The following is a 6247-nucleotide window of genomic DNA, read 5'->3' as shown; positions in this document are numbered from 1 at the left end:
GATTAAGTAAGAAGTTTTATAAATTTAATTGGAAGATTTTTTCGTCACTTTTTTATTTTTCTAAAAAAAATGATAATCTAATAAATGCGTACAAATTATTATATCACAAAACAATCTCTTTCTTTTAATTGGCAACGCTTTTATTTTTCGTGTATACTTTTCTTATGGACTTACAGATTTAGAAAAAGACTAACAATTCGGGATGAGGTGTCAACATGGAACAAATACTTATTATTAAGGGGAAAACAAAATTTACGATTACACTAGACTCTGGTTCATGGATATTTGACGATCGTAAAATTGATTTAGATACATATTTTTCAAATGGGGAAACAAATCAAGAAGAAGGAATCTCTTATGAAGATAAAGCTTCTGAATATTGGCATCGCGGAGTTCGTGAAGGCGCATACAATCCACCAACATTAATATCAGAGAAACAATATCAAAAAACGAAAATGTTAACGGGGACATTCGGTATCCCACTTGAACCATTTGTAAATAATGCAGAACCACATCCGGAAGCTACTAAAATTATATTCGAAGTTAGAGACGGTGAAAATGTCGAACTTCCTTTAGAAAAGCTGGAAGAAGTGATTTTGAAGTTCTCGAATAAAGGTAAACCTTTGAAAGAAGACGGACCTGTACATGTGTTGTTTAAAGACGGATCGAATTTAGATAATCCAATTACTGATGTTACTGGGTTTATAATTGATTAATTTTGCAGAAGGACTGGGTGACAGTCCTTTTTTATTTGTAAATATGGGGAAACTCTCACGCTTTGGAGCAATGGGGATGAGCCTATTGGACATTTTATACTCTTTTTCTTCTCAAAATGTCTACGTGATGCCTTGTCGATGACATTTCTTGCTTTATCTTCCCTCAAAATGTCCACGAAACGCTCTGTCGATGACATTTCTTGCTTTATTTTCGCTCAAAATGTCCACGAGACGCTCTATCGATGACATTTCTTGCTTTATTTTCTCTCAAAATGTCCATGAGACGCTCTGTCGATGACATTTCTTGCTTTATCTTCCCTCAAAATGTCCACGAGACGCTCTATCGATGACATTTCTTGCTTTATTTTCGCTCAAAATGTCCACGAGACGCTCTATCGATGACATTTCTTGCTTTATTTTCGCTCAAAATGTCCACGAGACGCTCTGTCGATGACATTTCTTGCTTTATTTTCTCTCAAAATGTCCACGAGACGCTCTGTCGATGACATTTCTTGCTTTATTTTCGCTCAAAATGTCCACGAGACGCTCTGTCGATGACATTTCTTGCTTTATCTTCCCTCAAAATGTCCACGAGACGTTCTGTCGATGACATTTCTGGCCTATCTCCTTTTCATAATGTCAACGAGAAGCGCTATCGATAACATTTTGGGCCAAATTTCATCTCAAATTAACGAGTGGCTCAATCAATAACATTTCATTTCTATTATCACCTCGACTGTTTACGAAACACACTTTCAATGACACCCTAAGCTCATTTTCACCAATATTTGTTCACCACGCCCCCTCTATGTTCTCCATTTTCCATGCATAATAATCCTCATGTTACAAAAACTAACTGTAAACCAATTTAGATTGAGGTGGGTATTTTGAAAAAGTATATCGTTTTTCTTTTGTTAACCACTGTATTATTCATATCTGGATGTAATAGTAAAAACGAAGCGAATGAACCAGACACGGCACGAAAAGAGACAAATCAATTTATGAATGTAAAAAATTCACCACATGATGATATTCAGTTAGAAGATAGTCAGAAAATCTCTCAACATTTGGCAAACTTAGCTGGTAGCGTTCCCGAAGTGAACCGAGCTACTGCTGTTGCCATTGGGAGATTTGCGATCGTTGGTATTGATGTCGATAAGGATCTTGATCGCTCAAAAGTTGGAGCAATAAAATATGCCGTTGCGGAAGCATTGAAAAAGGATCCGATGGGAGCAAATGCTATTGTTGTAGCAGACCCAGATTTTATGGCTCGAATTGATGAAATATACGAAGATATAAAAAATGGAAGACCAATTGAAGGCATTTTAAATGAATTATCCGATATTACTGGTAGACTAATGCCTGAGATTCCAGGAGATTTGCAAACACCTGATGCTGAAAAACAAATGGAAGAGCCAAAAAAAGAAACAAACAATAAAGATGCACGAGAGTTAGATGATATCCAAAACAAACAGTCAAATATGGAAAAAGAAAAGAAGGAAGAATAATTTTGCACAATTTCTCCTCGCCAAGTGTAATCAAAAAAGCTGTCCCAACATTAGGACAGCTCTCTTTTTTCTTCATATTACAAATTACCAATCATCTTCATCTTTTTTATCTCGATATAATCTAAACTTACCTGTCGCAAGCCGCTCCAGGGTTCGTTTCGTAATTCGTTCATTACAATCATCACACATAAATGTATGAATCGGACGGTTTCTTAACATTTTTGCAAGGGAAGAATCATCTTCAATTTCTTCAATAACATCACAAATAACACATTGAACTTTCACAGTTAAACCTCCAAATATAATGGATAGGTTTAGTATAACATAAATCAACTCAATTGGTAGAAAAGTGATATCGAACCTCAAACTTCAATCGATTTTTTATTTTTATTTTCAATATAACGCCGTATCCGATAAATTAATAACACCGCACAAATAACAGCTAGTCCTTCTGCTATCGGTAAAAATACTCCTAAAAAACTTAAAATCGTACAGCCTAAAAAGAGGACCGCATAAACAACCAATGACTTTAACAAAGGTAATTTATGTGAAAAACCTAGGTTATAGGCAATTATACTCAACACAACTATTGTCCCATATAACAATAACATACCTTGATCTGGATTTTCTGATACACGGTATAGTGCTGCGAAAAAAGTCAATCTCTCTTCAATCAATTGAACTCTCCCCTTTGTTTTGACCAAATTTTCCCAAATTTCTTTCTATAAGTTCATATTACATGAAATTTTTATTTTTGTAAAAAAAAGAGGATCCCTAAATTTTAGGAATCCCTCTTTTAATCATTAAGCATTCTTTTTCTTTTTCGCTGCTTTTTCACGTTGGTTTTTATCTAAAATTTGTTTACGCATACGAATTGATTCTGGTGTTACCTCCACATATTCATCATCATCAATATATTGTAGAGCTTCTTCTAATGTAAAAATACGTGGTTTTTTAATAACCGTTGTTTGATCTTTCGTTGCAGAACGTACGTTAGTTTGATGTTTTGTTTTACAAATATTAACTGTTAAATCATTTTCCCGGTTATGTTCTCCAACAATCATACCAGCATAAACTTCAGTACCTGGTTCAACGAAGATTGTCCCGCGGTCTTCTACTTGCATAATACCGTAAGTTGTTGCTGTACCGTTTTCCACTGAAACAAGCACACCACGTAAACGACCACCAACTGTTCCTGATAACTTCGGCATATATTTTTCAAAGGAGTGGTTGTAAATACCGAAACCTTTTGTTAAAGACATTAATTCCGTATTGTAACCAATTAAACCACGGGATGGTACTAAATAAATTAAACGAACTTGCCCTTTCCCGTTATTAATCATATCAATCATTTCACCTTTACGGCGCCCAAGGGATTCAATAACAGAACCAACTGTATCTTCAGGAGTATCAATGACAACACGTTCAAACGGTTCATGTAATTTTCCATCAATTTCTTTTAAAATTACTTGAGGTTTTGATACTTGAAGTTCATATCCTTCACGGCGCATATTTTCAATTAATATTGATAAATGTAATTCACCACGACCGGAAACGATCCAAGAATCAGCGTCAATTGATTCAACACGTAAACTTACGTCTGTTTGTAATTCCGTATTTAGACGTTCTTCAATTTTTCTTGCCGTTACCCATTTACCTTCTTTTCCGGAAAAGGGACTATTGTTAACACGGAAAGTCATTTTTAAAGTCGGTTCATCAATACGTAGTGCAGGTAGTGCTTCTTGATGATCTGTTGGCGTAATTGTCTCACCAACGTTAATATCTTCCATACCTGATACGGCAACTAAATCTCCAGCATATGCCTCTTCAATTTCAACACGTTTTAATCCTAAGAATCCAAATAATTTTGTTACACGGAAGTTTTTCACCGTACCATCTAATTTCATTAATGATACAGATTCACCAACACGCATCGTACCACGGAATACACGTCCAATACCGATACGACCAACGAAATCATTATAATCAAGTAATGCGACTTGCATTTGTAAAGGTTCATCGCGATTATCAATTGGTGCTGGAATTCGTTCTAAAATTGTTTCAAATAAAACTTGCATATTTTCATCTTGGTTGGCTGGATCTGGATCAAGACTAGCTGTTCCATTCATCGCAGATGCATATACAACTGGGAAATCTAATTGTTCGTCAGTTGCATCAAGTTCAATAAATAAATCTAATACTTCATCAACGACTTCTTCTGGACGAGCCGCTTCTTTATCAATTTTATTTACAACAACAATCGGTGTTACATTTTGTTCTAATGCTTTTTTCAAAACAAAACGAGTTTGTGGCATAACACCTTCATAAGAATCGACAATTAATAATACACCATCGACTAATTTCATAATCCGTTCAACTTCACCACTAAAATCCGCGTGTCCAGGTGTATCTAAAATATTAATTTTTACATCTTTATATTGAACAGCTGTATTTTTAGCTAAAATTGTAATTCCACGTTCACGTTCGATATCATTTGAATCCATTGCTCTTTCTTCTACATGTTCGTTGGCACGGAAAATCCCTGATTGTTTAAGTAAAGAGTCAACCATTGTTGTTTTTCCGTGGTCAACGTGCGCTATAATCGCAATATTACGAATATCTTCACGTAATTTCATTTTACCGCCTGCTTTCTTATCGAAATAACTTTCATATTATAACACCCCATATGGTGGGAGGAAAGAAAAAACTATTTCTAATTTCACTTTTTTTACTGTATCCGTTTTCTTTAATTTTGGCATTTTAATTAAGATTATATTATACTTAAGGAGTAAACTGATGGATGTTTTAGCAAATAAAGGTGGCGAGAAATAATGAAAAAAGTTGAATGGGTATTTTTGCTTTATGCATTTTTAGCTGTATTTTGTATGATTGGAATCGCAATTTCCATCTCGTATCAAAATTTAGCACTTATCTTACTATTTATCGTTGGTATGACCGTAGTTATGGGAATAGGATTCCAACGTAAGAGAAGGTTACAAGCTGAAGGTAAAATGGATTAAAAAGCGATAAAAAGGGCTAACTGCGTATGCTAATGCTGGACCTATAAATTGGATAACAGCATGGCATATACAATTAGCCCTTTTTTATTTAAATTTTTTGTTCGACGAATTCTTTTAAATATTTGTTTACAATTACTTCATGTACACCTGGTTTTGCTACTAATAAAGAACTTTTTTCTAAGATTGATAACGGTTTTCCATCAAGCCTTGTGACCTTTCCACCTAATTCTTCAACAATCACCCAGCCACCACCGAAATCCCATGGTGAAAGACGTAATGCGATATAGGCATCAAACCAACCTGCAGCAACACTTGCCATTTCTAAAGCGGCTGAACCGATAGATCGTGTTCCCCTCGCATCTTTTACGAGTTTATGAAGTAGATGATAATCGATTCGTTTATTTTCGGTTAACCAAAATGGATTTACACCAACGATGGCTGTTTCAATTGAGGTTTCTTGCAAGTTTTCCAAGCGATTTCCATTTAAAAAGGCACCTTCACCTTTTTGTGCTGAAAACAGCTCATCTCGACTTACATCATATATATAACCTAATTTACCTACCCCATCTTCAAAAATCCCGATGGAAATGGCAAAATTTCGCTGTGTATGGACAAAGTTCATCGTACCATCAATTGGATCAATTACCCAAATAATACCGTTCGCGTCTTCTATTTCATCTCCCCCGCCTTCTTCTCCTAAAATGCGGTGATTAGGGAAGGTTTCACGAATTTTATTAATAAAAAACTTTTCCGTATCGCGGTCAACATTCGTTACTAAATCATTCGCATTCGATTTAGATGATATTTCTAATGTATTCGTCAATGCTGTGCGAATTCGTTCACCGGCTTCCTTAATCCAAACTTTTGTAATTTCATCGATTTTTTTCCAATCAGCCATTTTTGAGCCTCCATTAAATCCAATAATAACTCCATCTTAATAAATCTAAATTCACCTCGTCAACATTAGCGTTTCCGATTGATAGAATAAAAAAAGTGATGAAAA

General features: G+C 35.1%; 7 protein-coding genes. 3 read left to right on the top strand and 4 right to left on the bottom strand.

What is annotated here, in order from left to right; all coding sequences use genetic code 11:
- The first annotated feature begins 215 nt into the window (after positions 1–215).
- The gene (locus GW534_RS15295; protein ID WP_161921845.1) at positions 216–716 is read left to right on the top strand and encodes a molybdopterin-binding protein; all 501 of its coding nucleotides are present in this window, start codon (positions 216–218) and stop codon (positions 714–716) included.
- A gap of 878 nt (positions 717–1594) precedes the next feature.
- Complete coding sequence (locus tag GW534_RS15290) at positions 1595–2224, top strand: YhcN/YlaJ family sporulation lipoprotein (RefSeq protein WP_312854688.1); 630 nt, start codon at positions 1595–1597, stop codon at positions 2222–2224.
- An 84-nt stretch (positions 2225–2308) separates the two neighbouring features.
- Here GW534_RS15290 and GW534_RS15285 read toward each other — a convergent pair whose 3' ends face one another.
- From GW534_RS15285 to typA, 3 genes are all read right to left on the bottom strand, one after another.
- A complete protein-coding gene (locus GW534_RS15285; RefSeq protein ID WP_161921843.1) occupies positions 2309–2509 on the bottom strand; it encodes a YlaI family protein in 201 nt (66 codons plus the stop codon).
- 77 nt (positions 2510–2586) lie between these two features.
- Positions 2587–2901, bottom strand: coding sequence for a YlaH-like family protein (locus GW534_RS15280; RefSeq protein ID WP_246204213.1), 315 nt, complete (start codon positions 2899–2901; stop codon positions 2587–2589).
- A 126-nt stretch (positions 2902–3027) separates the two neighbouring features.
- On the bottom strand, positions 3028–4860 hold the full coding sequence (gene typA / locus GW534_RS15275; RefSeq protein ID WP_161921842.1) for a translational GTPase TypA: 1833 nt from the start codon (positions 4858–4860) through the stop codon (positions 3028–3030).
- A 195-nt stretch (positions 4861–5055) separates the two neighbouring features.
- Between typA and GW534_RS15270 the strand changes: the two genes are divergently transcribed.
- Positions 5056–5244, top strand: coding sequence for a YlaF family protein (locus GW534_RS15270; protein WP_161921841.1), 189 nt, complete (start codon positions 5056–5058; stop codon positions 5242–5244).
- An 88-nt stretch (positions 5245–5332) separates the two neighbouring features.
- On the opposite strand, the gene GW534_RS15265 is transcribed toward GW534_RS15270, so the two are convergent.
- Positions 5333–6142, bottom strand: a complete 810-nt coding sequence (locus tag GW534_RS15265) for an inositol monophosphatase family protein (protein WP_161921840.1) — start codon at positions 6140–6142, stop codon at positions 5333–5335.
- Positions 6143–6247 lie beyond the last annotated feature (105 nt).

The sequence above is a fragment of the Pallidibacillus pasinlerensis genome (assembly GCF_009996845.1).
GTDB lineage: Bacteria > Bacillota > Bacilli > Bacillales > Caldibacillaceae > Pallidibacillus > Pallidibacillus pasinlerensis.
This window is presented reverse-complemented; position numbering and strand designations above follow the sequence as displayed.

Excerpts from the sequence above, each read along its gene's own strand:
- GW534_RS15295 (WP_161921845.1), top strand. The coding sequence starts at position 216 with ATGGAACAAATACTTATTATTAAGGGGAAAACAAAATTTACGATTACA.
- typA (WP_161921842.1), bottom strand. The coding sequence starts at position 4,860 with ATGAAATTACGTGAAGATATTCGTAATATTGCGATTATAGCGCACGTT.
- GW534_RS15270 (WP_161921841.1), top strand. The coding sequence starts at position 5,056 with ATGAAAAAAGTTGAATGGGTATTTTTGCTTTATGCATTTTTAGCTGTA.
- GW534_RS15265 (WP_161921840.1), bottom strand. The coding sequence starts at position 6,142 with ATGGCTGATTGGAAAAAAATCGATGAAATTACAAAAGTTTGGATTAAG.